Here is a 26,066-nt window from a genome sequence, read left to right as displayed (position 1 = left end):
CTCCATTTATCGATCTACAATACTAATCCTTTAATCTTATGAAAACTGTTAACAAATGGTTTGCACTTTGCGTAGTGCTTACTGCACCCTTGCTATACGTAATTGATATCTTTATTATCAATATCGCAATTCCGACCATCAAGACAAGTCTAAACGCTTCTGATGGTGAAATACAATTAGTAATAGCCTCATATTTGTTAGGAAGTGCCTGCTTTTTGATAACGGGAGGACGAGCCGGCGACTTTCTAGGTAAAAAGAGGGTTTTCTTATGGGGAATGCTGGCGTTTACAATCACATCTTGCATTTGCGGATTATGCCAAAATGCGACACAATTAAATATTTCACGTTTTTTTCAAGGCGTTAGTTCCGCATTTATGGTAACTCAATCTATTTCATTAATTCAAGTTCTGTTCACAGATAGTAAGGAAAGAGCAGTTGCAATTGGGTGGTATGGTATAACATTAAGCATAGCTGCCATTATTGGACAAGTTTTAGGGGGATATTTAGCAGAGACAAATTTCGTAATCGAAGGCTGGCGATTAATATTTTTCATTAATTTCCCTGTTGGCATATTGTCTTTATTAGCAATACATTTTTATCTGACCGAGACACCACTATTGAAAAAAGTGAAGTTTGATTACAAAGGAGCTTTGTATCTGACAATCGGATTGGCTTGTATCATCTATGCTTTGACTGAAGGCAGAGAGAATGGATTTCCTTGGTGGTTCTATACGTTAATTCTATTGTCCATCATATTTCTGGCTAGCTTTATTGTCATTCAACAAAGAAAACTTGCACGCAAACAAGATCCTTTGATTGATATCTCATTATTCAAATTAAAAGATTTTAAGGTAGGATTATATGCCGTACTGTTTCATTTTATGCTTCATACTGCTTATTTATTGATTGTTGCTGTTTATTTACAAAGTGGATTGGGTATATCAGCTTTAGCCTGCGGTATGTATTTTGTTCCCCATGCTCTTCTATTTATGATTTCATCAGTCTTTGCGGGAAAACTCCTACCTCGATATGGTAAACGTGTTCTTCAGTTAGGACTGTCTATCATCTTAGTATCATTTGTTTTACAAATAATATTCTTTTCGCACAGGGACCTTCCATTCATTTCTATGCTCTTGATAGGAGTGTATGGATTAGGCAACGGTTTAGTTCTTCCATTTCTATTGAATGTGGTTTTGGATAATATTGAGGAAAAAGATGCAGGTGCTGCTTCTGGAATATTTTCTACATTTCAGCAGACAGCTTCCGCATTAGGAATAAGTATCATCGGTGGAATTTTTTACTCGATTCTGGAACATGAATACTTCAGGAATGATTATCTTTTTGCTCTGCGAGTAGGGTTGTCGGTAGGCATTTTTTTTCTGATCATGGTGTGGTGGATGTTATCAAAATTACCTTATTCTTTTAAATCTGAAAAAGTATCCTTACATAAATTAGAATAAAACCATCGAAGTAGCTCAAAGCACATGTAGATTTTAGCGCAATGTGAATTCCTGTAGAATCTGATTTTTACGATATGTCAAGCCAAAATATCGAGAACATCAACGTTTTGAAAGGAACGGCAGCTTCATCTTTGTATGGATCAAACGGCAAGTATGAGTTTTGGGATGGTGCTGATGGGGGAATCTCTGATGGCGATATGACCTGGGGCCCGAAACTGAATTCTGGAATAAAGGTGGCTCAATGGAATAGCCCTATTCGTGATAAACAAACTGGCGAGGTGATTCCTTGGTGGGGAGATGTCAGCGGAACAAAGTATAACGATAAGTCGCGTTATGAAAGGGTACCGATTGACTGGGTGGCATGAAAAATATGTAATCGTTAAGACGATCAATTTTTTGATAACCATTTGGTACTTTTGAGAAGAAAGTCACCAAATGATGCTTGGAAAAATTCTAAATTTGAAAAATAAAAAGCACTGCGACTAAAATAGTATTGGCTAAACGCATGTGAAAATCTTGAATTTAAAGTTCAGTATTTTTATGATGGTCTCCCTGACGCAATGTAGCTTTTGGCCAAATTTCGGAATGAAGCCAAGAGCTAATTCAAGTTTTTAAGACATCAATTTATGCCAACTAATATAGAAAAAGATCGTAATAGAATTTCTTTAACTATTACAAAACCTTTTTTCACGGACATAGTTTTCAAACAACATCAGGTAAGAATCATTAGTCTCACCAACAATCTTGAAACCAACATTTGAATATAGATTTTTAGCTTTATTGGTCTTCAGGACACTCAATGTTATCGTTTTTTCTGATTCAATAGCTTCTGTTATAAAATCATTTAATATTCTCCTACCGATTCCTTTGCCCTGATAGGAGGCAGCTATCTGAATTTGTATCAGCTCGATATTATCCGCTCGCCTCACTATTTTTAATAGCCCAATAGGATGTTTATCTATCTCAATTATTAGGGCGTGTTCAAAATGATAGTTAATTCTTTGCAAATGAGCTTCGTCTGAGACCGGTAATGAACTTGCTGTTAAATGTGCATTCATCGTCTGTATCCTGAGATCCAACAGGAACTCTAGGTCACTTTTTAATGCAGGCCTGTATTTGATTTCCAGTATCATGTGTTTGCAAATTTAAAAATATAAGCCGGAAACTATTGGCCGAAAGAATTATATAAATGCATTTGGCAAAAATTTATAATTTTGTTTTACGAGATTTAGTTCTAAGTATATCCTTATCCTAAACAAGTATGGTGAATATTTTGTATATTTAGACGACGGAGGTTATTATGGCATCAGCATTAGAAATGAGAGAAGAACGCAAAAAGTTAAATCAAGCAGCGAAACAGGCTTCTGAAATTGCGAATAAGGAAAACCGGGCTTTAGATCTATCGATCCAGGTTGTCGAGGACGGATATGTCGTTGAAAAACGTGTGGACGGGAGCCGTCAGATTATAAAAAAAATAGATCGGATAAAGAGTAAAATTAAATTAAAAAAAGGTATTGTTCTATGCCTAGAGCCAAAAGGTTAAGGGTATTTGCCGGTCCAAACGGTTCGGGTAAATCAACTTTATACAAACAGATCAGTAGCCAGTTTAATACTGGCTATTTTGTTAATTCGGACGAGATTGAACAGGAGATTGGTAAAACAGGCTTTATAAATCTTAGTCGCTTTGGATTGAAGCTTACTCAGGAAGACTTGGATCAATTTCTTTGCCAGGATCAATCTATAACCTTATTACAAAAAGCCGAAGAATCTGGACATCCTATATCCATTGCTGTTCGCGAAAATATGATCGTGGACAAGTCTAGGGATACCCATAGTTATGAGGCTTCACTTATTACCTCTTTTATACGTTATCATTTACTCGAACATGGTATCAGCTATTCATTTGAGACAGTAATGAGTCATCCATCCAAACTGGAGGAAATTGATGAAGCAAGTGAAAGAAAATTTAAGTCCTATCTTTATTTTGTTTGTTTGGATGATCCATTGATTAACATTTCCCGGGTTGAAATTAGAAAGGAAAAAGGCGGTCATGGTGTGCCAAAGGACAAAATCGTCGACAGATACTATCGTACACTTACTAATTTATTACCTGCAATTAAAGCTTGCGAAAAAGCTTACTTATTTGATAACTCTGGTGAAACAATGGTGTTGATAGCGGAAGTATTGCACGGCGGAATCACCATTTTATTGCCGGAAAACAAGCTTCCAAATTGGTTTATCAAATACGTTGTCAATAAAATTAATGAATAGGCTTTCCGCTATTTGGCTTACTAAGGACAAGGTTATCTTTTGAACTCTACGTGGTGGCAGAAACTATCTGTTAGTACCACATAAACGCAAAAGCCATAAAACAGCCCTTATAAATCTCTTGCATTTTATCCATAATCAAACGACCAACTCCTTTGCCTTGATAGGAGGGTTTCCAATTTATAAGTTTTGATCTTTACCATCCATTAGGAATTATATCTTTTGGGATTTCTCCCTTTTCACTGATGTAGCCAAAAAAGTCCTCAATCTTTTTGGGGGCAGGCTGAAATATGGTTATCAAAGTACCAGGATTATTTTCAATGGGATTGGTAACGGTATGTAAAGTACCTCTTGGAATAAAAGCAGTATCACCCGACTTTAATGAAAAGTCCTCCCCATCTATATGTACAATAAATTCGCCTGACACAATGTAAATTATTTCATCTTCGTATGTGTGGATATGTGGTGGTGGACCACCTTTACGCTCAAATACTTTTGGCGTGGAAGTTTGGATGAACAATGCCTCGTTAGTATCTGCCGAAGATAGCTTACAACGCAGAAAGGCATTTTCAGGCTTCGTCTGTATACCGTGATAACGACTCTCATCATCCCGAACTACAAAACCTTTTTTATTTGATTTGCCGATATTTTTTTTGCTTCGAGGCTTCAAAACCTGAGCTGAGGAAAGTAAAGGAATTCCCAGCAATATTGTCGAGATAAATTTTTGTCTTTTCATAATGTGATAGATTTATATGGTTCATTTGTGGATTATTTTTTATTAAATAAAGTAAAGTAAAATAAATGAGCTATCAAAAAAATATACAGATGTGATACATATACATCTGTTTGAAAATGAGCATTGCGGAGTAGGGAAGGATTTACGCGAATACCATTTATTGGATATCCCTTCATTCAGCATGAATTTCGACGATTATGAATAACTTAGGTATTTGATTGTAACCTAATATTCCATTCATTTTTTATAATTTGGCGTCCTACTATAGAATTGTAAACTAGATATGGATTTTGAGATTTTATATGATAGAGCTATGAGTTTTTGGCCAGGCGAGATATCTATCGAAGATGGTCAATTCATCGAGAATGGCGTGCTTTTCAAGAATTTATCATTTGTATGGGGTAATGTCGAACAGAAGACCAATGATCTAGATGAATGGATGTCACCCATGACTTGGGTATTGTTTGCCGAATTCCATAGCCAGGCAATTTTAAACAACAAGAATGGCACAGGGTATGTTGATAAATATGATATTAATAAGGATAATGTTAAGAAAAGATTGTTGGAAAATTTGAAAGCTCCGGATTACCTAGATATGTATGAAGAGTTCATTCGCGACAACAAAGTCTGATATAACCTGGCCTGACGGGCACACTGAAATGCAAATCAAATCTTTTTTAACGAATTTTAAACCAGACCCGACGTATTGTAAACTGTTTGCTTTGCAATGCCCAATATTTTTATATTTGAACAATTGGAATAAACTTCGCCAACATATCTTAAAATGGTATATGCGAAAGTTTGTTTCGCATATAAATTAGGTTGGCAAAGTCTAATTTCTTCATTCTGTCTTGTTTGCTGTATAAAATGCCAATTAAAAAATCTTTTTAATTAAATTAAACCCTGTTTCAGGCTATAATTGTTATTTTATATCTCAACGGTATATTCCCAATAATGTTCTGTCTTGTCATTACAGAGAAAACCCTCAAACAAATCACTAGCGATAAGCTGATCCATTTTTTTATGATCCGTTGCGATGAGAAAGAAGAAGCTATCCCACTCAATGGTAAACAGAATTTCTTTATCAGCCGAGTACAGGTAATAATCTTTGCCGCCGATCTCATCACAGAATTCATATTCAGTTAATTGATCAAGATCCACAGTTGTGATATTTTCATAAAACTCGTCCGTTATCATGATCAGATTCTTTTCCAATAGTTTGAAAGCTTTATAAATGACCATCTTTGAAAGCATGCCAAACGCACCTTCAGTCGGGTGGTAGATACTTTCGCTGTCTGTATAATTATTAAGCTTTTCCATGAGGTCCGGTCTCGTAAAATTTCGGTTTAGCCCACCTATAGAAGTCCTTAGGGCTGTATTGAGTTCCGCATAACCTGCAAGACCAGAACCTTTCACGATATTTTCCCAAAGTATTACTTTAGCCTCCCTAAAAATATCTTCATCGGCAGGGTATCGGTCATTGTCGTAACTATAGATTTCCCTATTCGCTTCGGGAAGTTTTTTTAAAAAATCAATTTTCTTCAACGCCTCTTCATGCGATAGTAGCTTAGCCTTTTTTAGATTACTTTTATCAGTTTCCTCTCTGTCAAGTTGAAAGAAGGGGAGCAATGCAATGAAAACGCTGTCATAATGATCTTCGAAATGCTCTTTTATTGCACCTTCATAAGGGTATAACTTTTCCTCGTCAAATATGTTGCACATAAAATATTGGTTAAATATGAATAGCTTTTATTTCAAATCCAATATATGTAATTTTATGGAGAGCTGAAAATTCGTTAAGACCGTTTACGCCAACTGCTGAAGGCAAACAGTTTAATCAACTCCCTTTGTACGCATTGGGAGGCAATAAATTGCTGTTGAAGCTGTGATAAATAGGTAAGTCCGATCTTTGCCACCAAAACAGACATTCGATGTCCATGGTTCTTTTACGTCAATATGTCCTATCAGTACGCCTATTGGACTATAGATAGAAACACCTTTCCCCGTAAGGTAAATATTTCCGTGATTGTCCAATGTCATCCCATCAGAGCCTTGGTCGATGACTGCCCTCTGTCCGCTGAGCTTACCGCTAGATTCAATGGTATACCTGTAAGTTTTATTTCGCACCCTATCTGCTACATATAGGTATTTTCCATCGGGCGATCCTACAATGCCATTAGGCTTAGCTACATCATCAGCCACCACAATTGGCTTTTTACCTTTTCCCGAAGGGAGGTAATAAACTTTTTGCGCTTCTATCTCTGGTTTTTTTCTGGTCCAGTAGTCACGCTGGTAGTAGGGGTCTGTAAAGTAAATTCCACCTTTCTTATCTACCCAAAGATCATTTGGACCATTCAGTTTCTTGCCATCTACATCCGACAGCAGGACCGTAACCTTGCCATCTTTGCTTATTGACCAAATTTCGTTTTTTTCGTCTGCGCAGGCAAGGAGCTGACCGCGATGGTTAAAGTACAGTCCATTGGCACGGCCGGCTGAATCTTTAAAAAGAGAAAGATGACCTTCCGTGTTGTATTTCCAGATTTTGTTATTGGGCTGGTCGGTAAAATAGATATTCCCGACCTTGTCCACTGCAGGCCCTTCTGTAAAGGCAAACTGCCGAGATATTAATTTCAGGCTGTCCTGATTAAACAATTGCGCCCTTACATCTAAGCACCTTAATGAGAAGAGTATTATTAGCAAGAATGCCGGATAGTACCTGCTGGAATTAATTAAATGTAGCATAGTAAAAGTAATTAACTAAATTATCGTTATCCCAAAAAAATCAAGGAATGGTATTCAAGTATGAATACTGTTTAATTTTAGAGGAGATTATATTTGACGGACGGGAAATTAAAAACTGTCCATTTAGTAATCCGATTGTTCAAAATCGGATATGACCTTTTTTATGACAGGTTGTAAGAATTCAATCCAATTATTGAGATCTGTTTCGTCAAAATATACAAACCAGATATCACTAGAATTTGTGTAGATGTTATCAACTTTCTCAAATTTTTTCTTATACCAACGCTGTATATTTTCATCCATACCAAAAATATAATGGGTATTAGGAGGCAAACGCAGTTTGTCTTTAACTTTATTTTCGAGTTCGGTTACTTTGACTAGATTGTCCACTGTCAAAAAGAACGGGATTCTTTCCCTGAAAACTGAAGGAGAACCGATGTCATTGGTCTTGCTAATCTGTACTTCAAAGACGAATTTAGAACCAGCATAAGCGTCAAAACCATCTTGTGAACACTGAAACCAGCATACAAGATAATGTTCCTTTAGTTCCTTAAAAAAGCCTAACATTCCGCTTTTAGTCTTTTTAAACCCTAAGCTTTTTAATTCGGGAAAGATAATTTTATTGATTATTCGATATACTTCCGTTGATTTCATTTTAGCTCAATATAGTTTTCTGAATATTTAGCCTCTAATTTAAATAAATTAGTCCTGCTTTTCACTAATAATGGACCAGAGTTCGCCTTCTGTATAATTTTCTATAATAACACTTTTGATCTTAAGATAATCAAAGATAGTAGGATTGTCCAGCCAATGTGATTCCCGGAGTCCATCAATAATTGTTTTTAGATAGGTAACACTGGGTTTGCTCGAGGGCTGTAAATCTTGTCCATTTGAACCTAAAACATTTGAAATTGGTTATTTTCGGTTTGACAATACGGAAATGGCCAAGAGACTTTCGTTTTTAAAGCAATTAAAAGAGTTTATTATCGATAATATCAAATATGAAAATAACTAACTAAAAGCGCTTGAATGAAATTATTGGACTTTTATAAAATATTTAAACGAAAGACAACCGCACGAATTTTCTTTGAAACAGAAGGGAGACGATCATGCAAAAAAATACATAGATATGATCCAACGCGGCGAACTAAAATGGAGAAAGGATGATATTCGATAATTTTTGCTGATACGTTAATTCCTAGTTGAGCAAACAGGAAGCAGATATAATGATAGAAGTGATTGAATTAGGGCAAGTGTGTAATACAGGATATAAAGGTAGTGTAAAGTAAACTGTCGTACGTTTGTAATCTAACAATAAAGGCATGGATTAAGACCGATAAACTGTTGGTGCATGACACCGTGTGACACGATCTGTCCCCATGCGTTTGCATGTCAATACTGAATAGTTCGTTAGGCATAAAGCCTGTGTGTACGACGATAGTGACCGAGATGTTGTTTAAGCAATGTATTATCTGATTAAATTAACAGTTCAGTCTCTTTTAACGGTAGTGTAAACTGAACTGTGTCACATCACTCCTTTTAGGGTTCGTGCTCAGAGGCTGAAAGCCTCGAGTGCGAACCCTAAAAGGAGTTGCCGAAGGCTTTAATTCTATCCCCAAATTTAATATGTAATTGTTGCATTGTCAATCCCCAATTCCGAATAGGCATGGTCCATTTTTTTGATATCTCCTTAACCGTGAGATAAACCAACTTTAAGAGTGCCTGATCAGAAGTAAATGCTCCTTTGGTTTTGGTCACTTTTCGGATCTGACGGTGCATAGCCTCAATAGCATTTGTGGTATAAATAGCTCTGCGGATATCGGGTGAGTACTCGAAATAAGTAGAGAGATTTCCCCAATTATCCAACCATCCCTTTACAGATAACGGATATTTCTTACCCCATTTTTCGTCAAATTCCAGTAGCTTTTCATAGCCCTGCTCTTGGTTATTTGCCTGATAGATAGGTTTTAAATCTGCAACAACAGCTTTTTTATCTTTCTCCGGAACATACCTCAGACTTGAACGTATCTGATGAACAATGCAAAGTTGAACCTGGGTTTTCGGATATACGGCTTCGATGGCATCGGGAAAACCCTTTAAACCATCGACGCAGGCGACCAGGATATCTTCTACACCACGCTGTTTGAGATCGGTCAGCACCGACAGCCAGAACTTAGCGCCTTCATTTTCTGAAAGATAGATACCGATAAGGTCTTTTCGACCATCTCGGTTCACGCCAAGTATATTGTATACTGCACGGGTCTGAACGCTGCCATTGTCTTTAACTTTATAGTGCATACAGTCTAGAAATACAAAAGGATATACCGATTCAAGCGGACGGTTACGCCATTCATTCAGTGCAGGAATCACCTTGTCGGTAATATTGGAGATCTCAGTAGCAGATATATCCATGGCATACATTTCCTTCACATAGCTTGAAATATCCCGTGTACTCATTCCTCTGGCATACATGGAGATAACATTGCCTTCAAGCTCCTCCGTAATGATCAATTGACGTTTAGGGACTATCTTAGGCTCGAAAGTACCGTTTCGGTCACGACCGCTCTCCAATTCAAATTGTCCGGACTGAAGGCTCCGTACAGTCTTTCTTGTCTTCCCATTTTTACGGTTAACCTCTCCTGAAGCTTTACTTTCCTGTAGATGATGATCCAGCTCACCTTCAAGCATACTTTCCAAAAGATGTTTCAACATCGGAGCGAAAACTCCGTCCGTACCGCTCATTTTCTTGCCTGCATAAAGGCCTCTCATTGCTTCCTCTTTGAAGCGTTTAAAATCAAATTCCTCTTTTTCCATTTGCTGTGTCTAATATAAAAATTCTTTATTTGACACAGTTTACTTTACACCCTCCTTTTAACAGGTAAATCACTTTTGGAGCTCAAGCAATTTTTCATTTCTCGTCTGGTAATTAATTTCACAATTTGGTAGCCATTTTTTTAAGTTGTCCTTGTCCGTCTGTGTTAAGTAATCGTCATCTATCCGTATTGACTTCAAATTTTTCAACTGGGATATTTTGGGTGAAATATATTTTATGGGGTTGTTCCAAATTTCAAGCTTTTCTAAATTTTTAAGATCAGAAATATTATCAGGGATGCGTTCTATTTCGTTGTCAAATAGCAAAAGTTCTTTTAAATTTCCTAGAAATATTGTTTCTGTTGAAATGTTTTTGATCTTGTTGGTATATAAATAGAGTATTTCAAGCTTCCTTAGTTTACCATCGATAAATGAAAGATCCGAAAGCTGGTTGTCATTTAATGATAGCCAAGTTAGCTTTGGTATCGACTTAATTAGTTCTGGGAAAAGTGTCAGTTCATTCCCTGACAAGTCAAAACGTTCCAAACTATCCAATTGAGAAAGATCGCAGTCGACTTGTTTAATCCCTGTCTTTGCAAATGAAACACTTTTAAGGTATTTTATTTGTGTTATTTTGCAAGGAAATTTATTTATCGGATTATCAGCCATAATCAAGTCTTCAAGGGATTTAATCCGGAAAATTTGTTCTGGAACCTCTTTGAACTTATTACCTGACAATATCACCTTATAAAGGTTAAATTTTTCAAGACCGTTAGGAAGCGATGTCAAACTATTTGAGTTAAGCCATAGATACGGCCCCCTGCTGTCTGTTTGTATCGCAGAACTTATACTTTTGTAAGCGCTTGTCTTTTTCCTTGATGCTATTTCATTACACAAAGAAGTCATAATATCCTTAACCGCTGATCCTTCGCTGCCTGTATTAAAGAGCCAAGTTTCTATTCTACTATCACAAACAATACAGTCTATTCCAAAGTTAGGATCCCAATTGATACTGGTATTATCGGGTTCAGGACTGTCGGCATAAGCATAATGGAGAGTATTTGGAATATCTTCCATTTTTGTCGAAGTGATTAGGACTCCATCATCAGGCATAACAATTGTTTTTTTCCAAAACTTTGTTTTGGGCAGCTCGGGATAACCTGCTATTCCAAAAATAATCCCTGCCTGACCTTTAAAGTTTTTCGGAAAAATGATATAATTGTGTCCTTGCCATTTCATATAGGTCACAAAGCCAGAAGATATATACAGGATTGTAAAAATGGATTGCAATGCCCAAAAGGATTTCCAATCCTTCGAAAATCTTTTAATCCCATAATCAATGAGGTATAGCATCAATCCGACTCCAACAAAGATCAATGCTAAAACAATGAGGTAACCATATGTGAAAACTACAATCAGCAATCCGAGTAGGATTGTCAATAAACCAAGTATTTTCAAAGGTGAACTTATGAGTCGTTTCATTATTGTCTTCTTTTTAATACTCCGCAACATTCCGCCACAGTACAATATCAAAGTCAGTCAACAGCTGACAAATTTTCACATCACTGTCCCTCCCAACGTAAGTAGCATAAAAACCGTCTGCATACCCGTGGAGAAAAAGATTGACTTTTACGCTATCTTTGGACATAGATAAATTCAACTTTATAGTTATGAGCTAGACACTCGAAAATTTCATCCTTAAAAAAGAAAATATAGTGTCTCTTGTTGTCTAAATCATCACTTAACTGTACAATCGGTTCAGGCAATTTCCTATCTAAGCCGCTAATTATTTCGTAGAATTCTCCCCATTCAAGTTGCTTCCAATCTATCCGATATTGTCCATAATAGTAACCCTCGTCATTACAAGAGTTTAAAGAATACGTATAACAATTTTCAAAAGTAATACGTGCTTTGTCTCCCTCGACAAACCTATCGAACATATAGTGATTAATATAAATCTCCATTATCAAATTTTTATCCGAGATTTTTAGATTCACTTCAGGTGCTACAGGATCTGCATTCCAATCGTTTGATAGCTGGATAGAATCAATAACTTTTGCCATATTGTTTTTTAGATATAATTATATCGTTATGAAATTATAAACTTTCACTTCGATCAGTGATCTATTTTCAATGTATCATTCAATATTTGTAAGATCTTTCCTGTACCGATCACACGTGGCCCTTCGCGAAATTCAAATGACATACCTTCGGCTAGTCTTCCTTTAAAATATATGACACCAAGTATCCGGATCGTTGCTTTGACTTGCTCTCCGGGATACACTGTATCTTTATCGATAAATGTTTGTTCACCTGACGTTTGCATTTCGTCAAAATCAAATTTGATCTGAGGTCTATATTTAGAGAAAGCAGGTGTCTTTCTTCCTCCTTCTTTTGTTGTTCTATATTGAAGCTGCGCTATGAAATCAGACATATATTGAGACTTTTTCTAAAATTAGTCAATTTATTGCAGTCATGCGTTGTCATCGGAATTGTACTTCCGGCGGTGAATGCCCGATGCAACTCCAAATCCAACAATTGAATACCATATAGTGATGATATTCTCACGCCCATCTAGCGCAACTAATTTAAATGTTGGATGTGCGTGCATATAATCTGCTATCGGCCATACCAGTAAAGATAGTCCAAATATAATCACCATTGATAGCCAGAACTTTGGAAAAGGAAGGAGTATATTTGTAATAAGTGCAAATAGTATGGCAGCTAAAGCCGAACCAACATACATGGCATGTAATCCCATTGGGGAAAGGATAAATACGGTGACACAAATTGTGATGACAAAGATAACCATACTCAAAAACCAGTGTAGCAGTATGCCTATCAATTTCTTAGGAAAACTGATCTTGTCAAAATTGCTCAATGAGACAGCTAATGAGATTAATGTCGGAATAAGGATAAACGACCAATCCCAGTTGATGAAAACTGAAGAAATAAAGCCCGCCAAGATGCAGCAAAATGATGTCAATCCTATTCTGAACATTTGCTTAATATACAACAACAGGATATTTATTCAGAACATTTATTTACAAAGTGATTTCAGCTTTTCAAAATCTTCATCTACCTCAAAATGGGGATCTTTCTGGAGGTTTAGGGACAATGCTTTTTTAAAATCTTTGCAAGCATTGCTTTCATCACCAAGATCTAAATAAATGGCAGCTCGATTAAAGTAACCTATGGCATAACTCTTATTTAATTTTAAAGCTTTTTCTATTTCCACCAGTGCATCTTTAGGCTTATTGGTTTCTCTATAGAGATTCGCTCGATTGTTATAAAGAATATGAAGGTTAGGCTGATTAGGAAATTCATTTAGTATTTTATCATAGTCCGCAAGCGCTTCGTCAAACAGTTTTAATTCCTTTTTGACGTTTATCAAATTTGCAAGCGACTTAAAATCTTTTGGAGATATTTTTAATTGTGATATTAGGTCATTTTTTGCATTCTCATAATCTTTTAATCTGATATAAGAATATGCTCTGTCAAAATAAATGTCTGGGTGTGATGGATTTATTTCAATTACCCTCGAATAGTCAGAAATTGCTTTGTCAAATGCTGCAACTTCTTTATAAGCACCTGCTCTAGCATAGAGCACATTAATGTTATTAGGGGATAAATCCAGAAATTTTGAATAATCAGCTATTGCAAGATCGAAATTTCCACGAAACCGGTAAATGTTGCCTCTATTTGCATAGGCTCCGGGTGAATTAGGATACAGATTTATTGCTTTCTCGAAAGCTGAAAAAGCTTCGTCAAATTTTTCTTTTTTAGCATGTTTTATACCAATCGCATTTAACTCATCTACAGTCTGGGCGCTTAAACTTTGACAGAACAAAATTATAACTATGAGCGATACTATTTTTTTCATTTTTGGGAATATATAAAGCTAGATATTATGGTTTTACAAAGCTAATATACAAAAAGTACAATATGTTAATGCGCAATGCCACTAAGTTTGCCTGATCTTCAGAGTTTTCTGCCAACATCACCATTAGAAGTAGTTCTACAGAATCGAGTTGTTACGGCGATAAGACTTTCAATGGACTATTGTTTGGAACAGAACAGAACAGAACAGAACAGAACAACTCCGAGAATAAATGAAAGCTGGAAAGTTTTAGATTGCTTTACCGTCCCGAAAAACAGTTCGTGTTTCTGAATACCAAAGGTAATACCTAACCAAAGAGATATTTTTTTCTGGACGACTTGCATTTCTGGCCTATAACTAATAACTTAGTTGATGCATGTCTAATTCAAAATTATGAGAAAATCAACATTACTATTAGCTATAATTTCATTATTATCAATTCCTTTGGTCATTATAGGGCAGAGTAATAGCAACTTTACGATCCAGGGGAAGATCGACACCGTTCCGAATGCGGAGTATAGGATCATCTATAAAAATAATGAAAAGGTAATTCATGATTCTTTACAACTATCAGCTGATCGAACTTTTACTTTTAGTGGCAATATCGGTGAACCGACACGTATTAATTTTATTATTGACAATGACTTCAATCCACGATTGGTAAAAGATCAAATTGTCTACTCGTTTTGGGTCTCACCGGGGGATCGGTTAGACTTTCATGGTCTAACAGGTTGGCTCTCGGGCCCTAGAGAAAATTTGAATATTGACAAGAACAAATATAAATTGAATGGTTCTGCTTTAGATAAGTCGGCGATAGCTTACAATGAAAACCGAAGAGCCGTATATCTTGCAAATAAAGACCAAAAAAATACGACGGAGTTAGGAGATAGCATTTTAAGCAAATTTATCCAAAGTAACCCTAACAATTTCTACAGCCTGGATCTTTTGAACCGATCCTTTCCCTCTTTGAAGGGACAACCCGCCTTGGTCAATACATTATATAATGCGCTTTCAAACGAACTCAAAAATAGTTATACAGGCAAGCTATTGAACAAAAAGATAATGGCGCATCCTCATCTTATAATTGGTAAAGATCTTCCCACATTTGAGCTCTCCAACGCTGAGGGCGATCTCGTTAATCTTGAAGATTTTAGAGGTAAATATGTTCTGGTGGATTTTTGGGCGAGCTGGTGCGGTCCGTGCCGAGAAGAGTTTCCCTACCTGCGATCGCTGTATAACGAATACAAATCAAAAAAATTTGAGATATTGGCCGTATCCATTGACGAATCACGGGCGGACTGGCTTTCAGCTATTGACAATGATAAGCTATCATGGACTAATGTATTGGACACAGGAGGCTTCAGCGGTGAACTTTATCAGGTTTTTGGCTTAAAAGGAGTTCCTGACAACTTTCTTTTGGACAAAGAAGGGAAAATTGTAGCACGAAATCTTAGAGGTAGTCAATTAAAAACAGTTTTAGATAAATTGATTCTACAAAATAAGTAGGGATTCGTCTATTTACGATTTTTTTGCCCTGTCCTAGTAAATGTAAGTTATAAAAAAGTGAAGCTTGCCCGAACTTCACTTTATAACACGCCGTAAATCCTGCAAGATCTATTTAGGACTATGGTTAAATGGAATTCCCTGATTTTCCACCTAAAAAGCTTTCTAATCCAGATGCTGTATACAAAATGCTTAATATAATGAGTGAGAAATTGGAAGTTGCGTAATTAGACTTTGGCCTAGTGAAGTATTTAAATCAATGCTCTCATTATTGTTCCATTTTGGATAGTAATTTTCTCATCATTAAGGTCGTGAAAAAGCTCACCTTTCTTTTTTATCCTTTTCAAAATTTCTTCCATAGTAAATTTATATCTATCAAGACCTGGTTTAACCTCTTTCCAGTCCAAAGGCGTACTTACTAATGGCAGATGATATGGCCTGATGGAGTACGGAGCTGCCATGGTATCCCCATAATCGTTCAGATTCGCATCAATATAAACCTTGCCTTTTCGATGATTAATTGTTTCGCTTCTAGTGCCGATATCGGGAACTAATTGATGAATTTCATCAGCCAAGTTATTTGCGATAATCCTCGTCCGCTCAAAAGAAAATCCGCTGCAGGGAATATAGATGTGCAGTCCGATTTTACCTGATGTTTTTACGAAGGCCTTTAGTTTATGCTTGTCCAGCACAGCCTTTGTCGCAATTGCCACTTGAATAGCCTGTTCAAAACCATCATCCTCTGTTTTCTTCGTGACTGTCGGATCGAGATCAAGCCATATATAATCCGGCTGGTCCGGATGTTGAAGTTGAACAGTACAGTGTTTCATAGTGAAGTCGGTTACTTCTGATCCTCCAAAAGACTCATCGACTCGCTGCCAATTACTATCCTTGTTTAGATATCTTCTTGTGCTTTTCTTCGTTTGGGGCTTCTTTGGATTTGATTTTGCAACAGATTTTTCTTCTGCTACTTCATCCTCAATTACATCTGTCGATTTTGGAACTTCCCTTACAACTTGTTTTGGTTTCTTCTCCAACCTGAAACCCAAAAATGTGGCCGGCTTAAGGATTCTCCCTGTCTTCGTCCAGGTGGCAAACTCAAAGTTGGCAACCAGCTGAGGCTTTACTCAGTGTATTTTGGCTCCCTTAGTATCTAGTACTTTATTTACAAAAGGAGATTCTTGGGTTTCTATGGCTTGTAGCTTTTTAAGGATACTCGGCATTTCCTTGTCTTTGAAACCGCCACCGCTGCGACCGATCCAAGTGAACTTTCCATTTTCATAAGCACCAAATAAAAGACTTTTGAAAGACCTGGCTTTATCAGATTCTGCCCAACCGCCGATCACAAATTCTTGTCGCTTGCGGGTTGGTGTTTTCAGCCAATCGTTGCCCCGGTCACCTTCGGTATATACACTATCTTTCTTCTTGGCAACGATTCCCTCTAGGTTTAAATCCAGCATTTGCTGATATAAAGCCGGCCCATCATCAAAACTTTCACTGTATCGGAAAACATCATTGTCCTTAACCAGTATTTTTAAAAGCTCTTTTCTTTCTGTTAGCGGAAATCCTCGCAAATCCTGACCGTCCATCCATAACAGGTCGAATACGCAATACTTGATTGGCAATTCATGCCCGTTATAGAGCTGCAAGGCATCAAAATCCGGCTCCTCTTCTTGATTGAATACAACTACTTCGCCATCAATAATAACGTCGTGTTTTAGGCTTTTAAGCTCCTTTTCAACCAAAGGATATTTGGAAGTATAATTTAGCCCACTTCTTGAATCCATGTGTACTTTTCCTTTTTCAACGAAGGATACAATACGGTAACCATCCCATTTCACTTCATAGAGATAATCGTCTCTATCTATTGGTTTTTAATAAGTGTACAAAGCATTGGTTTTATGTGGGCTGGCATCTTTTTCATAAAACGACTTTTTTGGTAAACATAAACCACGTGCCTTTAGTTCTCCGAAAGCCTGTTTTGTTAATATCTTAAAAGCTTCAAACGCTATTGGTCGGCGCTTGTTCTATTCCAAAAATAGTTATTATGACAGACAATGAAAATAAAAAGGATGCAAAGGACCGCAATCAGGCAGCTATCACCACATTTACAGGCATTCCAGTGACCAATAGCCAAGGGGAAGAGAAATACTTTGATTTTGAAGTTGGCCAGGAGGGAGGGTATGGACAGTATGCACGAATTACAATGGATGGCTGTCAGCTGATTTTAGATGAACATCTTGCTTACGTTAAAGGAGATCTTGCGGAAGAATGGCGGGAGCCTGCTATTGCCAAACTCATTCTTTTGCTGGAAGTAGAGCTAAACCGAGATGGCAGCTTTCAATAACACTAAATGAAAATAGCAACATACAACATCAATGGTATTAATGGGAGACTACCTGTATTGCTTCGATGGCTAAAAGAAGAATCTCCGGATATAGTTTGCCTTCAGGAATTAAAGGCTCCACAGGAGCGCTTTCCGATAAAAGCCATCAACGACGCAGGTTACCAAGCAGTCTGGCATGGAGAGAAAAGCTGGAATGGCGTAGCTGTTTTATCGAAGTACGAGATTACCGAAGTGACAAGGGAATTACCTGGCGATAAGGAGGATAGCCATAGCCGGTACCTGGAGGTTATTATCAACCAGATATTAATCTGCTGTCTATATCTGCCAAATGGCAATCCTTATCCAGGGCCTAAGTTTGAGTATAAGATGGCTTGGATTAAACGTTTGATGAAACGGGCAAAGGCATTACTGAAAATGGAGGTTCCGGTGATCATTATAGGTGATTTTAACATTATCCCGACAGAGCAGGATGTATACAAGCCGGAAAAGTATGTTGAAAATGCGCTATTCCGGATTGAGGCCCGAAAAGCATTTAAACAGCTTATTGGCCAGGGATGGATGGATTCGATCCGAACACTTTTTAAAGATCAGGAAGTTTATACCTTTTGGGATTATTTTAGAAATGCCTATAGCCGGAACGCCGGGTTACGGCTGGACCATATATTGCTTAGCCCAATGATAGCACCACGGTTGTCAGAAGGAGGAATAGACCGTCATGTTCGTGGATGGGAGAAAGCAAGTGATCATGCACCGGTATGGATAATGTTGGACGATAAAAAATAATTATGGCTGCAAGTAAGAAATCAAAAATGAACTGTTAAAAGAAGCTGGATCACAGGAACTCAAAGACAAAACGAGCGATGCAAAAAAAAGCTATAGTTGATATTGCTGGATTTGTACGCCGATGAAAAGGCGGGTTTTATTCAAAAGCCATATAAGGTGTTCTTCATGGATTTACTCGAAACTGAAAAGTAGATTTCCCGAAACTCCCGTCATCTGATATACCTTCGACAAGCCCGTAAAATAGACTATTAATATCAGAGGTATAAAATTGAAGGGTAGCTTCGCCATTCTGGTCCGTAATGATATTCGGAGCCCAAAGCAGTGTATTACGATAGTCCGGCGCCGAATCTTGTTGTTTATCATAATCGGGTTCGTAGAACGCCTTATGTCGATAGTAGCCTTTTGTTCGAACTATTCCGAATTTTTTCATTAGTTCCGCTTCACTGTATTTTGGAAACTCATAAACAATACGTTTTGTGTTTGTCGAATTAAAGCTAAAAGGGTGGGAGCTGGGCGGATTAGGACCATCCCATATGATATATGTTTTTCCCTCGACAGGCAATTCGTCACCATCACCGGCTGGACAATTTAACCACGCGCCATGAGCTCGATCAGTATTATTTTGGTATTTGGCCAAACTGTCCAGGTACCCGATATATTTATCACGAAATGTTTTTTGCTGCCGAGCGCTAATAAGCACTTCTTCCAATTTTATCGAGCGATTGGACAGACCTGGCAAGGTGCTGTCTTTGATAATGGTATCCCTAAATGATTTAAATGGATATTCAATGCGTTTCCAAGGTTGGATTTTACGTATTTGCTGAAATGGATCGAGGATCTTCAATTCCATGTCCTCCGGTTTGCCAAAATGTTTGATATAGACATCTCTACCAATCAGCATATTCTCGGGCGAAATTTGAAAGATATGGCTGTTATCCACTTGTACCAATTGGCTTTCTCTCCGCTCGGCATCAAAAAGCATAACCGCTTGCTGGCTTTCTTCCTTTCCTTTCTTTACGTGAAGTAGCTGACCCGTGACAATTTCAGGAATTATATCATTAATTTTTAGATTTCTATCAGAGAGGGATGATTCACTCCAATTATAGGAACGCCATCCCTGAGTAAGCAACAACAAATCCATTGCTTGGTGCCGGTCAGACTTGCTCGCGTCAAAGTAATAGCTCGGGTTATGAATTTTGCCTCTTATTTGATTGGAAATCAGATAATGTGTCTGTATATCTTTTTGATCTGAGGGGTCATTGTATAAACGATCATAGACCATAGCGCCCAATTGAGCAATGACGGGTTTCCCATGCTGGTCTTGAGCCTTAATTTTTAAAGTCAATTTATTCCTTCTACAAGCGTTTTCATTAGAAATTTCTGTGGTGACGATAACCAATTTATTGGGTTTTATATAGACCAATCTTTCGGCGATGGGGACAATTTTGTTGTTAAAAAGTGTTGCTTCTGAGATACCTGCTGGTACATCGGTCAATGGCAATTTTATTACAGTACTATCTTTAATTTCACCGGAAGCCATTACAGCCGGAAGACCACGGTTCTGCACCTGCAGATAGAAGCTTTGAGGTCTCCCTACATTGTAAATCTGAAAGGCTAAACTGTCTTCTTGGTTGGCAATCAATGAAAAAGTCATACCTTCCTGAACAACCTCGGGCAATGAAAAGCTCTTTTTGTTATAAGGGCTTTCTAGCCTAACGCTATAACTTCGGCCCGCTGTCGGTGTGATCTGAAAACGACCCATCCCATCATGTATGCTTTTAAAGGAGCCTATTATTTTATCATCCTCATAGATATTTCCCGAAACGTTTATTGGATCTCCTTCTATAGCTGTTGCTTTAAATGCAACGGTATTCCGAACACCGGCAAGCAGAAGGCCTGCTTCTGGAAAAAGGTTGAATTCGGCTATTTCTTGAAGTGGGGTCTCTATTGCAGTTTTTTTCTTATGTACTTCAAGTTCCTTTATGCTTTTGATGATCTTAATTTTCCGGCCATCTATAAAGCGTTTGGATTCCCCATTCAGTGAATGGGAAGTATATGCACATAACCAATAAGTGCCTTCTCTCAATGCGTTATCGAGATAAATATGGCCGGTACTAATTCCCCCCTCGATTGGATATAGCTCTTCCCAAACAACACTGTCCGTTTCCATCTGTACCAATTGTACATATAAGGACTTATCATTTGGGGATAGCAGGAGATGCTTCTGGTCAACGGAATAGGCTTTAAACCATAGATCTTCCATGGTCTCATAAATATCTTTATTGGTACGCAGGTAAATCGAGGTGCCATTGTTCTTCGCAGCCAAGCTCTCCAGTTTCTTTGCCAAGGAATCTATTACAGTTCTTGAATCTTGTGCATAGAGTAAATGAGCAGAAAACTGCCATATAAAAACCAGAAAAATGATCAAGTTTCTTTTCGCTTTATTCATTGAATTCAGTTTTAGGCATATAATTATTGAAATTATTTGCTTTTTCCTACTGTTATTGGCTTCTCTATTGTATTCTTTTATCTATTCGAATTTAAGTAAATATTCCTCCTCATTATTGATTCGCAAATCTGGAAACTTAAAATTACATAAAGTGCCCAATTCCTCGCCAAAAGTTAGTTCTAGCTTTGTGATTTCCTCAATTTTAGTGATCATCCCCAGAATAGATCCACATTGGCTCTGTTTGTCCTGCTCTTTCAAAGCCGTTCTCTTTTTATAAAAATCGATAGCCTTTCCGTCGGCAGTAAGCATCTGCATATGAAAGTCTCTATAGATTTCTTGCATCTTATCCATGATTAAGCGACCAACCCCTTTGCCTTGATAGGAAATCATATCCATAACTGAATGTCTCGGAGATTCGTGAGCGCGCAATCTCAACTTTTAGCTAGGAGAGGAGCTTACTTGTCATAGAGGGTAATTATTTTATTTTCAATATCATGATAAAGAAGGATTTTCCATTGTCCTTCTTTTGCTCTTTTCTTCCAAATGATTCGTTCTTCCATCGCTTTTTTGCCATCATAATCAGTTTTAAATGCTATTTGATAGTTTAAATATCCCATTTGAGGAAGATTGTCCGCACCATAGAAAGCTGTCTCTCCATTATCTTTAACCCAGAAAACCTGATGATAAGGGGTGTGTCCGCCGGTAACTTCGAAATCAATTTCTGAAATAATACTTCCTTTATCAGAATCCATCCAGATAATATTGGCATTCTCAACAATGAACTTCAGAGCATCCAAATCAAAAGAAGGACTCCCATCTTTTGAAAGTGCAAAATCATATTCACGTTTTTGTATATAGACTTCCGCATTTGGAAAATTAAGCGTCCAATCATTTTTCGCTCTATTCACAAGTCCGTTGATGTGGTCTTTGTGCAAATGAGAAAGCATAGCTAGCTTTACATCTTCTGGTTGAAAACCTGCTTTTATAATGTTAGTATGAATTTTTGGAATTCCGTTTTCCATCCAGCCTAATCCTGCATCTAGCAATACTAAATTACCAGCTGTTTCAATAAGGAAAGGCTGCACAGCAATTTTTAAATTTTTATCGTTTCCAGTATCTTCCAGATAGGTGAAATTTTTATTCTTATCGACACTGAAATCACCGTCTTTTAGAGGATATATTTTCATTTTTACTATTATATTAATTTCACATATTCTGCTGATTGATAACACGTAGAATAACAAAACTACGTATCCAAAAGCAAAATACTATATCCGTGTTTTTGCGGATATCAATATAAGGAAAATCTCCATTTTATAGAATTAATTACGGTTTCCCGTAACTAACCATTCTTTTAACCTTATATCTTTAGTCTCAAAAATAGTATGTAACCTTCTAGATAGTTAATTGATGGTATAAAAGATTTTGCCGCACCAACTAACGAATCTGTAAAGGAACTTGTTAGATTGCTAAGTAATATTAAATCATAGCTTTAGCGGATGGCGTTTTAAATGTTAATTCCAAGATTAGTATGATATACCTAGTGGATAACACTAAGTATATCATAAACTACGCATATTTATCTGCGAATGGTAACACCGCCATCTACCGCCAGATATGAACCTGAAATATAAGAGGCTTCGTTTGAAGACAAGAAAACAACTGCGTTAGCAATTTCTTCAGCTTGTCCGATTCGTTTCAATGGAACTGCTGCTGCTATGGCATTTTTTATATCTGCAGGCGTTTGCTGATTCATAGGTGTATCGGTCAATCCGGGAGCAACCACATTTACCCTGATTTTTCTGTCTGCCAGTTCAGTAGCTGCGGTACGTGCAATCGCATCGACTGCACTTTTTGTAGCTGCATAAGCACCCATTTGTGCATACCCGCTCACAGAGACTCCAGATGAGATAAGAACAATGGAAGCTCCTTCTGATAAATGAGGGATTAATTTTTGCAAAGTAAAGAATAGTCCTTTGACATTGATGTTGTACAGATCATCAAAAACCTCTTCGGTTGTATCTTCAATTGAATATTGCTTTGCTATTCCTGCATTCAGTACAAGCACATCCACTTTGTTTCCGCTAGCTGCAACTGTTTCTGCCAATAGCGCAATATCTGCCAGTTTGGACGTATCTGAAGACAAGGTCTTCAGTTTTGGGCTATTAATACTTTCTGATGCTGCTTGCAGGGTATCGGTATTTCGGCCTGTTATCAATAAGTTTGCTCCTTTCTCAATAAATGTTTTAGCGGTCGCTAATCCAATTCCTGCACTTCCTCCCGTAATTACTACGTTTTTATTTGTGAAATTCATTTTTTAAAATTTTAATGATTGAAAATTCATTTTTAGTCAAGACTTTTTAAACTGTTTGTTTTTGAAATCGATTTCTTTAACTATGCAAAGTTAAATTGATTAAATTTATTTTAGTAACTTTGTAACTAAAAGTAACAGTAACTTTTGAGTAACAAGGTAACTTATGACGGAAATAGAATGTGTGAATAACGACACAAACAGAAAACAGATTATGGCTGTTCACGATGCTATGGATGTGTTGAATGGCAAATGGAAAATTTCAATAATATCGTCTGTTTGCTATTACAACAAACGGCGTTTTTCTGATATTTTAAACGATGTGAAAGGGATCTCCAATAAAATGCTCAGTAAAGAGCTGAAAGAATTGGAAATGAACCAGCTCATTAAACGGATCGTTCTCGACACACAACCTGTAACGGTTCAATATCAACTAACAGAATACGGTTTGACGTTAAAAAAAATCATCAATACATTGGCCGAATGGGGAACCGAACACCGAAAAGTGATTGTTGGGAAGTAAAAGACATTTTCGGCCTGTAGTTATTCAGTTTTCTTTTTTAGGTGCAATTGGAGAAAACCGTTTTTAAGTTTCTGTTCTTTATAGGTGAACTTTGAATTTAACTCTTTGTTGTTTCCTAAAATAGCGCCAGTTCCAGTGATTATAGGGCTGACGTTAAAATGAATAGCTGTAACCAAATCTTTGTCCAAAAAAGCGTTGAAGGTATTTGCTCCACCGCCAACGGCTATTTCCTGTACGCCTTTAGCAGACATGTATTCAATAGCCTCTTCGGGGCTTGCTACAGTCTTGTAGCCATCAACCGTATAAGATTTATCGGCCAATATGATGATTTCTATTCCATTAAAATGTTCTTTTACCGGTTCGGGAAAAATCAGAAAATTTTCAAATGTTTTCAATCCTATTACCACATTTCCAACCCGTCTTACAGATCGCAGGTAAAATTCCATTGCTTCCGGTGGCAGCTGGTGATGCGGGTTATCGGAGACTAAAACTCTTCCGTTTGCTGAAATGTTTGCTATTACTGTGACTTTCATAATGATTTTTTTAATTTCTGTTCAACAAAACTATAGCATATTCAATATATATATACTATTCATTACCTTTAGGAAAGTAACTATCTGATGGGCAAAAAACATGATATTGATAAAGAAACTATACTGGCATTAAAAGATGGCATTGAACTGCTCAGTGGCAAATGGAAATTTTGTATCCTGCACAATTTGCAGGACCAGAGTACAATGCGGTTTAAAGATCTGCAAGAGATGGCTCAGGGAATATCCCCAAAAGTTCTATCCAAAGAACTTCAGGAGCTGGAGGATAATTTACTGATTAGCAGAACGGTCAATAATACCAGGCCTGTGACCGTTTCTTATGCCCTTACGGCACATGCTAAAGAAACGGAGGAAGTTGTCAATGCTTTAATTGAATTTGGACTGAAGCATAGATATAAAATTAAAGCAAGATGAGGTTTCTATTTTAATAGTTCATTTTTTGATTTTAGACCTTATAGGATGGAGTATATGCACGATTCCTGTGAGTTATTGCAATGCCATTCCGGCAGTTAACCGCTAGATCTTAGCGTATTCAACTTTAATGAACTTAATTGATAATTATTAATCTGAAAAAGGGGCACTTGTAGGATCAGCATTTTAAGAATTTCCATTTCAAATACAATAAAGAAAGGACTACAAAATTCTTCAATCGCCATTTTGCAGCTTACAAGTCTTAAGAATATAGTTAAAGAACGAAAATAAAAAATGAAAAATATCGAGATGTTTAAATTCTACCGAGCTATAATTTTGTTGCTGATTTTAAACAGCTTCTTTTTTTCTTGTGATTTCATTGCTGCCGGTAGTAATCTAATGGCAGAAAGGTACAAATTTGAGGTTTCAAAAGATTCACTGATGCACAGGATTATATTGTTTAACGTCTCGCAAGACTCAGAATCGCAAGATTATATATTCAAAATTGATAAAAATAGTCCATATTTTTATAAGGGGTATATCTATGATAATAAGAATAGCGAAAGCTATTTAGTGTTAATTCCAACTCCGTCTGAATCAGACACTGAATTATTACTGATTTCTATTACAGATCGTGAAGGTCAAGTGATTGGAATCAATCATGAGCCTGAAAATAAAGAAGAAATTAAAGTAAGAAAAACGGTGATAAAAAACTTTGAAGATCGAATTTTAAATAATCTAAATTTGAAATACGTTCGTTTAGGAAACGCTATGAATAAAAACTATTAGCTCAATAATAATTTAAGTCAGTTTATAAGGTTATAAACTGCCGAAGATAGGTTACAACGCAGAAAGGCATTTTCAGGCTTCGTCTGTATACCGTGATAACGACTCTCATCTTCCCGAACTACAAAACCTTTTTTATTTGATTTGCCGATATTTTTTTTGCTTCGAGGCTTCAAAACCTGAGCTGAGGAAAGTAAAGGAATTCCCAGCAATATTGTCGAGATAAATTTTTGTCTTTTCATAATGTGATAGATTTATATGGTTCATTTGTGGATTATTTTTTATTAAATAGAGTAAAGTAGAATAAATGAGCTATCAAAAAAATATACAGATGTGATACATATTCGTAATTCTAAAATTTTTACATAAATTTAAAGCTTACTTGTAACTATAAGATCTATTTAATCCTTTTTAATGGCAACAATACGGATGATTTCCAGCAGTATACTGACGGGCAGATTTACCTTCCGCGATCTGCTCATCTGAATCTCCAAGGTCAACTTTC

30 protein-coding genes are annotated in these 26,066 nt (G+C 36.9%); 11 read left to right on the top strand and 19 right to left on the bottom strand.

All coding sequences use genetic code 11. The features are described from left to right. Nucleotides 1-38: 38 nt before the first annotated feature. Together G6053_RS15410 and G6053_RS15405 are read left to right on the top strand one after the other, a co-directional pair. Nucleotides 39-1,460 (top strand): MFS transporter, encoded by a 1,422-nt coding sequence (locus G6053_RS15410; protein ID WP_165307032.1) that lies wholly within the window; start codon nt 39-41, stop codon nt 1,458-1,460. A 74-nt stretch (nt 1,461-1,534) separates the two neighbouring features. After that, the gene (locus G6053_RS15405) at nt 1,535-1,825 is read left to right on the top strand and encodes a hypothetical protein (protein WP_206531956.1); all 291 of its coding nucleotides are present in this window, start codon (nt 1,535-1,537) and stop codon (nt 1,823-1,825) included. 300 nt (nt 1,826-2,125) lie between these two features. Here G6053_RS15405 and G6053_RS15400 read toward each other — a convergent pair whose 3' ends face one another. Beyond that, the gene (locus G6053_RS15400) at nt 2,126-2,593 is read right to left on the bottom strand and encodes a GNAT family N-acetyltransferase (RefSeq protein WP_165307031.1); all 468 of its coding nucleotides are present in this window, start codon (nt 2,591-2,593) and stop codon (nt 2,126-2,128) included. Between the two features lie 167 nt (nt 2,594-2,760). On the opposite strand from G6053_RS15400, the gene G6053_RS15395 reads away from it, so the two are divergent. Both G6053_RS15395 and G6053_RS15390 read left to right on the top strand, forming a co-directional pair. Then, nucleotides 2,761-3,003: a hypothetical protein gene (locus tag G6053_RS15395; protein WP_165307030.1), complete on the top strand. Its 243-nt coding sequence runs from the start codon at nt 2,761-2,763 to the stop codon at nt 3,001-3,003. Then, a complete protein-coding gene (locus G6053_RS15390) occupies nt 2,982-3,731 on the top strand; it encodes a hypothetical protein (RefSeq protein ID WP_165307029.1) in 750 nt (249 codons plus the stop codon). Before G6053_RS15395 ends, G6053_RS15390 begins: the two co-directional genes overlap by 22 nt. A 193-nt stretch (nt 3,732-3,924) precedes the next feature. Here G6053_RS15390 and G6053_RS15385 read toward each other — a convergent pair whose 3' ends face one another. Further along, nucleotides 3,925-4,464, bottom strand: a complete 540-nt coding sequence (locus G6053_RS15385; protein WP_165307028.1) for a cupin domain-containing protein — start codon at nt 4,462-4,464, stop codon at nt 3,925-3,927. A gap of 313 nt (nt 4,465-4,777) precedes the next feature. On the opposite strand from G6053_RS15385, the gene G6053_RS15380 reads away from it, so the two are divergent. Further along, on the top strand, nt 4,778-5,095 hold the full coding sequence (locus G6053_RS15380) for a hypothetical protein (RefSeq protein ID WP_165307027.1): 318 nt from the start codon (nt 4,778-4,780) through the stop codon (nt 5,093-5,095). 296 nt (nt 5,096-5,391) lie between these two features. On the opposite strand, the gene G6053_RS15375 is transcribed toward G6053_RS15380, so the two are convergent. The 9 genes from G6053_RS15375 to G6053_RS15330 all read right to left on the bottom strand — a co-directional run bounded on the left by G6053_RS15375 (nt 5,392) and on the right by G6053_RS15330 (nt 13,900). After that, nucleotides 5,392-6,186 carry a DUF2711 family protein gene (locus tag G6053_RS15375; RefSeq protein WP_165307026.1) on the bottom strand — a complete coding sequence of 265 codons (795 nt, stop codon included), beginning with the start codon at nt 6,184-6,186 and terminating at the stop codon, nt 5,392-5,394. A 111-nt stretch (nt 6,187-6,297) separates the two neighbouring features. Continuing rightward, nucleotides 6,298-7,206, bottom strand: coding sequence for an SMP-30/gluconolactonase/LRE family protein (locus G6053_RS15370; RefSeq protein WP_165307025.1), 909 nt, complete (start codon nt 7,204-7,206; stop codon nt 6,298-6,300). A 123-nt stretch (nt 7,207-7,329) separates the two neighbouring features. Beyond that, entirely contained in the window at nt 7,330-7,860 is a 531-nt protein-coding gene (locus G6053_RS15365; protein ID WP_165307024.1) for a hypothetical protein, read from the bottom strand. Between the two features lie 927 nt (nt 7,861-8,787). Continuing rightward, nucleotides 8,788-10,020: an IS256 family transposase gene (locus G6053_RS15360; protein ID WP_165307023.1), complete on the bottom strand. Its 1,233-nt coding sequence runs from the start codon at nt 10,018-10,020 to the stop codon at nt 8,788-8,790. Nucleotides 10,021-10,089: 69 nt separating this feature from the next. After that, nucleotides 10,090-11,094, bottom strand: coding sequence for a leucine-rich repeat domain-containing protein (locus G6053_RS15355; RefSeq protein WP_165307022.1), 1,005 nt, complete (start codon nt 11,092-11,094; stop codon nt 10,090-10,092). Nucleotides 11,095-11,651: 557 nt separating this feature from the next. After that, the gene (locus G6053_RS15345) at nt 11,652-12,080 is read right to left on the bottom strand and encodes a hypothetical protein (protein ID WP_165307020.1); all 429 of its coding nucleotides are present in this window, start codon (nt 12,078-12,080) and stop codon (nt 11,652-11,654) included. A gap of 53 nt (nt 12,081-12,133) precedes the next feature. Beyond that, the gene (locus tag G6053_RS15340) at nt 12,134-12,451 is read right to left on the bottom strand and encodes an elongation factor Tu (RefSeq protein ID WP_165307019.1); all 318 of its coding nucleotides are present in this window, start codon (nt 12,449-12,451) and stop codon (nt 12,134-12,136) included. Nucleotides 12,452-12,490: 39 nt separating this feature from the next. After that, entirely contained in the window at nt 12,491-13,018 is a 528-nt protein-coding gene (locus tag G6053_RS15335; protein WP_165307018.1) for a hypothetical protein, read from the bottom strand. Between the two features lie 39 nt (nt 13,019-13,057). Continuing rightward, nucleotides 13,058-13,900 (bottom strand): tetratricopeptide repeat protein, encoded by an 843-nt coding sequence (locus G6053_RS15330; RefSeq protein WP_165307017.1) that lies wholly within the window; start codon nt 13,898-13,900, stop codon nt 13,058-13,060. 390 nt (nt 13,901-14,290) lie between these two features. Here G6053_RS15330 and G6053_RS15325 point away from each other — a divergent pair, with 390 nt between their 5' ends. After that, nucleotides 14,291-15,403 (top strand): TlpA disulfide reductase family protein, encoded by a 1,113-nt coding sequence (locus tag G6053_RS15325; RefSeq protein WP_165307016.1) that lies wholly within the window; start codon nt 14,291-14,293, stop codon nt 15,401-15,403. A gap of 248 nt (nt 15,404-15,651) precedes the next feature. Here G6053_RS15325 and G6053_RS15320 read toward each other — a convergent pair whose 3' ends face one another. Together G6053_RS15320 and G6053_RS15315 are read right to left on the bottom strand one after the other, a co-directional pair. Next, complete coding sequence (locus G6053_RS15320; protein WP_165307015.1) at nt 15,652-16,437, bottom strand: hypothetical protein; 786 nt, start codon at nt 16,435-16,437, stop codon at nt 15,652-15,654. Nucleotides 16,438-16,527: 90 nt separating this feature from the next. Continuing rightward, on the bottom strand, nt 16,528-17,268 hold the full coding sequence (locus G6053_RS15315) for a hypothetical protein (protein WP_277603213.1): 741 nt from the start codon (nt 17,266-17,268) through the stop codon (nt 16,528-16,530). 179 nt (nt 17,269-17,447) lie between these two features. Between G6053_RS15315 and G6053_RS15310 the strand changes: the two genes are divergently transcribed. Together G6053_RS15310 and xth are read left to right on the top strand one after the other, a co-directional pair. Next, nucleotides 17,448-17,747 carry a hypothetical protein gene (locus G6053_RS15310; protein ID WP_165307013.1) on the top strand — a complete coding sequence of 100 codons (300 nt, stop codon included), beginning with the start codon at nt 17,448-17,450 and terminating at the stop codon, nt 17,745-17,747. Between the two features lie 6 nt (nt 17,748-17,753). Further along, complete coding sequence (gene xth, locus G6053_RS15305) at nt 17,754-18,530, top strand: exodeoxyribonuclease III (RefSeq protein WP_165307012.1); 777 nt, start codon at nt 17,754-17,756, stop codon at nt 18,528-18,530. A 163-nt stretch (nt 18,531-18,693) separates the two neighbouring features. Here the strand turns inward: xth and G6053_RS15300 are convergent, their stop codons facing one another. From G6053_RS15300 to G6053_RS15285, 4 genes are all read right to left on the bottom strand, one after another. Next, nucleotides 18,694-20,979 (bottom strand): hypothetical protein, encoded by a 2,286-nt coding sequence (locus G6053_RS15300; RefSeq protein WP_165307011.1) that lies wholly within the window; start codon nt 20,977-20,979, stop codon nt 18,694-18,696. A gap of 81 nt (nt 20,980-21,060) precedes the next feature. Continuing rightward, nucleotides 21,061-21,330: a hypothetical protein gene (locus G6053_RS30615; protein WP_206531955.1), complete on the bottom strand. Its 270-nt coding sequence runs from the start codon at nt 21,328-21,330 to the stop codon at nt 21,061-21,063. A 104-nt stretch (nt 21,331-21,434) separates the two neighbouring features. After that, the gene (locus G6053_RS15290; RefSeq protein WP_165307010.1) at nt 21,435-22,166 is read right to left on the bottom strand and encodes an MBL fold metallo-hydrolase; all 732 of its coding nucleotides are present in this window, start codon (nt 22,164-22,166) and stop codon (nt 21,435-21,437) included. Nucleotides 22,167-22,558: 392 nt separating this feature from the next. Further along, nucleotides 22,559-23,293 carry an SDR family oxidoreductase gene (locus G6053_RS15285; RefSeq protein ID WP_165307009.1) on the bottom strand — a complete coding sequence of 245 codons (735 nt, stop codon included), beginning with the start codon at nt 23,291-23,293 and terminating at the stop codon, nt 22,559-22,561. A gap of 163 nt (nt 23,294-23,456) precedes the next feature. Between G6053_RS15285 and G6053_RS15280 the strand changes: the two genes are divergently transcribed. Then, entirely contained in the window at nt 23,457-23,813 is a 357-nt protein-coding gene (locus G6053_RS15280; protein ID WP_165307008.1) for a helix-turn-helix domain-containing protein, read from the top strand. A gap of 20 nt (nt 23,814-23,833) precedes the next feature. Here G6053_RS15280 and G6053_RS15275 read toward each other — a convergent pair whose 3' ends face one another. After that, nucleotides 23,834-24,346, bottom strand: a complete 513-nt coding sequence (locus G6053_RS15275) for a dihydrofolate reductase (protein WP_165307007.1) — start codon at nt 24,344-24,346, stop codon at nt 23,834-23,836. Nucleotides 24,347-24,433: 87 nt separating this feature from the next. Here G6053_RS15275 and G6053_RS15270 point away from each other — a divergent pair, with 87 nt between their 5' ends. Then, complete coding sequence (locus G6053_RS15270; RefSeq protein ID WP_206531954.1) at nt 24,434-24,778, top strand: helix-turn-helix domain-containing protein; 345 nt, start codon at nt 24,434-24,436, stop codon at nt 24,776-24,778. A gap of 291 nt (nt 24,779-25,069) precedes the next feature. Continuing rightward, nucleotides 25,070-25,564 (top strand): hypothetical protein, encoded by a 495-nt coding sequence (locus G6053_RS15265; RefSeq protein ID WP_165307006.1) that lies wholly within the window; start codon nt 25,070-25,072, stop codon nt 25,562-25,564. 17 nt (nt 25,565-25,581) lie between these two features. Here G6053_RS15265 and G6053_RS15260 read toward each other — a convergent pair whose 3' ends face one another. Then, complete coding sequence (locus tag G6053_RS15260) at nt 25,582-25,803, bottom strand: hypothetical protein (protein ID WP_165307005.1); 222 nt, start codon at nt 25,801-25,803, stop codon at nt 25,582-25,584. Nucleotides 25,804-26,066 lie beyond the last annotated feature (263 nt).

It is taken from the genome of Sphingobacterium sp. DR205 (assembly GCF_011064245.1).
In the GTDB taxonomy this organism is placed as follows: domain Bacteria; phylum Bacteroidota; class Bacteroidia; order Sphingobacteriales; family Sphingobacteriaceae; genus Sphingobacterium; species Sphingobacterium athyrii.
The sequence above is the reverse complement of the archived record's forward strand: the minus strand, read 5'-3'. Positions and strand labels throughout refer to the sequence as shown.

Excerpts from the sequence above, each read along its gene's own strand:
- G6053_RS15410 (WP_165307032.1), top strand. The coding sequence starts at position 39 with ATGAAAACTGTTAACAAATGGTTTGCACTTTGCGTAGTGCTTACTGCA.
- G6053_RS15405 (WP_206531956.1), top strand. The coding sequence starts at position 1,535 with ATGTCAAGCCAAAATATCGAGAACATCAACGTTTTGAAAGGAACGGCA.
- G6053_RS15400 (WP_165307031.1), bottom strand. The coding sequence starts at position 2,593 with ATGATACTGGAAATCAAATACAGGCCTGCATTAAAAAGTGACCTAGAG.
- G6053_RS15395 (WP_165307030.1), top strand. The coding sequence starts at position 2,761 with ATGGCATCAGCATTAGAAATGAGAGAAGAACGCAAAAAGTTAAATCAA.
- G6053_RS15390 (WP_165307029.1), top strand. The coding sequence starts at position 2,982 with ATGCCTAGAGCCAAAAGGTTAAGGGTATTTGCCGGTCCAAACGGTTCG.
- G6053_RS15385 (WP_165307028.1), bottom strand. The coding sequence starts at position 4,464 with ATGAAAAGACAAAAATTTATCTCGACAATATTGCTGGGAATTCCTTTA.
- G6053_RS15380 (WP_165307027.1), top strand. The coding sequence starts at position 4,778 with ATGAGTTTTTGGCCAGGCGAGATATCTATCGAAGATGGTCAATTCATC.
- G6053_RS15375 (WP_165307026.1), bottom strand. The coding sequence starts at position 6,186 with ATGTGCAACATATTTGACGAGGAAAAGTTATACCCTTATGAAGGTGCA.
- G6053_RS15370 (WP_165307025.1), bottom strand. The coding sequence starts at position 7,206 with ATGCTACATTTAATTAATTCCAGCAGGTACTATCCGGCATTCTTGCTA.
- G6053_RS15365 (WP_165307024.1), bottom strand. The coding sequence starts at position 7,860 with ATGAAATCAACGGAAGTATATCGAATAATCAATAAAATTATCTTTCCC.
- G6053_RS15360 (WP_165307023.1), bottom strand. The coding sequence starts at position 10,020 with ATGGAAAAAGAGGAATTTGATTTTAAACGCTTCAAAGAGGAAGCAATG.
- G6053_RS15355 (WP_165307022.1), bottom strand. The coding sequence starts at position 11,094 with ATGGAAGATATTCCAAATACTCTCCATTATGCTTATGCCGACAGTCCT.
- G6053_RS15345 (WP_165307020.1), bottom strand. The coding sequence starts at position 12,080 with ATGGCAAAAGTTATTGATTCTATCCAGCTATCAAACGATTGGAATGCA.
- G6053_RS15340 (WP_165307019.1), bottom strand. The coding sequence starts at position 12,451 with ATGTCTGATTTCATAGCGCAGCTTCAATATAGAACAACAAAAGAAGGA.
- G6053_RS15335 (WP_165307018.1), bottom strand. The coding sequence starts at position 13,018 with ATGTTCAGAATAGGATTGACATCATTTTGCTGCATCTTGGCGGGCTTT.
- G6053_RS15330 (WP_165307017.1), bottom strand. The coding sequence starts at position 13,900 with ATGAAAAAAATAGTATCGCTCATAGTTATAATTTTGTTCTGTCAAAGT.
- G6053_RS15325 (WP_165307016.1), top strand. The coding sequence starts at position 14,291 with ATGAGAAAATCAACATTACTATTAGCTATAATTTCATTATTATCAATT.
- G6053_RS15310 (WP_165307013.1), top strand. The coding sequence starts at position 17,448 with ATGACAGACAATGAAAATAAAAAGGATGCAAAGGACCGCAATCAGGCA.
- xth (WP_165307012.1), top strand. The coding sequence starts at position 17,754 with ATGAAAATAGCAACATACAACATCAATGGTATTAATGGGAGACTACCT.
- G6053_RS15300 (WP_165307011.1), bottom strand. The coding sequence starts at position 20,979 with ATGAATAAAGCGAAAAGAAACTTGATCATTTTTCTGGTTTTTATATGG.
- G6053_RS30615 (WP_206531955.1), bottom strand. The coding sequence starts at position 21,330 with ATGGATAAGATGCAAGAAATCTATAGAGACTTTCATATGCAGATGCTT.
- G6053_RS15290 (WP_165307010.1), bottom strand. The coding sequence starts at position 22,166 with ATGAAAATATATCCTCTAAAAGACGGTGATTTCAGTGTCGATAAGAAT.
- G6053_RS15285 (WP_165307009.1), bottom strand. The coding sequence starts at position 23,293 with ATGAATTTCACAAATAAAAACGTAGTAATTACGGGAGGAAGTGCAGGA.
- G6053_RS15280 (WP_165307008.1), top strand. The coding sequence starts at position 23,457 with ATGACGGAAATAGAATGTGTGAATAACGACACAAACAGAAAACAGATT.
- G6053_RS15275 (WP_165307007.1), bottom strand. The coding sequence starts at position 24,346 with ATGAAAGTCACAGTAATAGCAAACATTTCAGCAAACGGAAGAGTTTTA.
- G6053_RS15270 (WP_206531954.1), top strand. The coding sequence starts at position 24,434 with ATGGGCAAAAAACATGATATTGATAAAGAAACTATACTGGCATTAAAA.
- G6053_RS15265 (WP_165307006.1), top strand. The coding sequence starts at position 25,070 with ATGAAAAATATCGAGATGTTTAAATTCTACCGAGCTATAATTTTGTTG.
- G6053_RS15260 (WP_165307005.1), bottom strand. The coding sequence starts at position 25,803 with ATGAAAAGACAAAAATTTATCTCGACAATATTGCTGGGAATTCCTTTA.